2 protein-coding genes are annotated in these 1,195 nt (G+C 36.8%); both read left to right on the top strand.

Annotated elements, in window-relative coordinates:
* The first annotated feature begins 85 nt into the window (after positions 1 to 85).
* Positions 86 to 406, top strand: a complete 321-nt coding sequence (locus DW830_RS16020) for a hypothetical protein (RefSeq protein ID WP_158573530.1) — start codon at positions 86 to 88, stop codon at positions 404 to 406.
* Complete coding sequence (locus DW830_RS15490) at positions 406 to 1,050, top strand: sacsin N-terminal ATP-binding-like domain-containing protein (protein ID WP_119250495.1); 645 nt, start codon at positions 406 to 408, stop codon at positions 1,048 to 1,050. Before DW830_RS16020 ends, DW830_RS15490 begins: the two co-directional genes overlap by 1 nt.
* Positions 1,051 to 1,195 lie beyond the last annotated feature (145 nt).

Here is a 1,195-nt window from a genome sequence, read left to right as displayed (position 1 = left end):
ATAAGCAAAATGGCCCTCTCCATCTTGAAAAATGACAAGGCGACCAAGGGAAGTCTCAACCTGAAAAGATTGAAGGCAGGCTGGGATGAAGAGTACCTGTCAAAACTTTTGGAGGGCAGCGCAATTTAATGCGTCTGCCCTGGGTGTAGATACTTTCCTGGCTAATTACAAACTGTCTTTAGAGAAGACAAAAGAGGAACTGACTGTGATTTGTGATAAGCTAGAAGGTGAGTTGAGTGTACAAGAAAATGAAGAGAAAGCAAAGCTCTTAGCCAAGTTGAGAGGTGTTATCATAGAGATGATTGTTATTTTATTTGCATTGATGGTTGATGTGAATGTAGGATTGGACAATCATAACTATGTGGATGCTTATAATGAAATTGTAAACGGATATTCTGTGGATTAATGGGAAAAGAAAATAATGAGATAAAACAGACTGTACAACTTCAGTTGCAGTCTGCTTCTGCAAAGCGCCTTCAAGAGAAGTTGTCGCTGATAAAGAATAGAGTGGAACTATCTAAGAAAAGATGGTTTTGGGAGTTGCTGCAGAATGCTAGCGACTATAATGATAAAGTGTCTGTACGCCTCGTGGTAAACAATGATAAGGTTGAATTTTATCATGATGGAGCTCCTTTTTCTATAACAGATGCTCTGAATTTGATTTCTCCAAATTCTGATAAGGATAATGATGATTCAAATCAAACTGAGCAGAGAAAGAAAGGGAATATCGGAAAGTTTGGAACAGGCTTGGTGTCAACGCATATCTTGTCTTCTATCATGAAAGTTCATGGCTTGTTTGTAAATGAGGAGAAGCGTTTGTTTGAATTTTCATTTGATTTGGATAGAAGCTGCTTTGAGGACAAACTAGCTCTGGTCAATCAGATGTCTGAGGCAACAGAAAAGTTTTCAAATACACAGTTTGATGAAGTTGCAGATGCGTCTTATTGTCAGACTTCGTTCTCTTATATTTTAAACCATCCTCTTCCAAAGTTACCAGCAATGACAAGTAGCGATATAGATCTCGACTATCTATACCTCAGTTCGGGATAAGAAATAGTGCCTAAAAAAGTTGGTAATCTCCGATATTTTTTGTATCTTTGTAGGTGAAATCCAATTAGTTACAAACATAAAAAGATATCATTATGGAGATTACCAAGGACAAAGTTACAGAATTATTTTGTATTATTGATGAATT

Origin of the sequence: Prevotella sp. AM34-19LB (genome assembly GCF_003468525.1) — a bacterium.
GTDB lineage: Bacteria > Bacteroidota > Bacteroidia > Bacteroidales > Bacteroidaceae > Prevotella.
The sequence above is the reverse complement of the archived record's forward strand: the minus strand, read 5'-3'. Positions and strand labels throughout refer to the sequence as shown.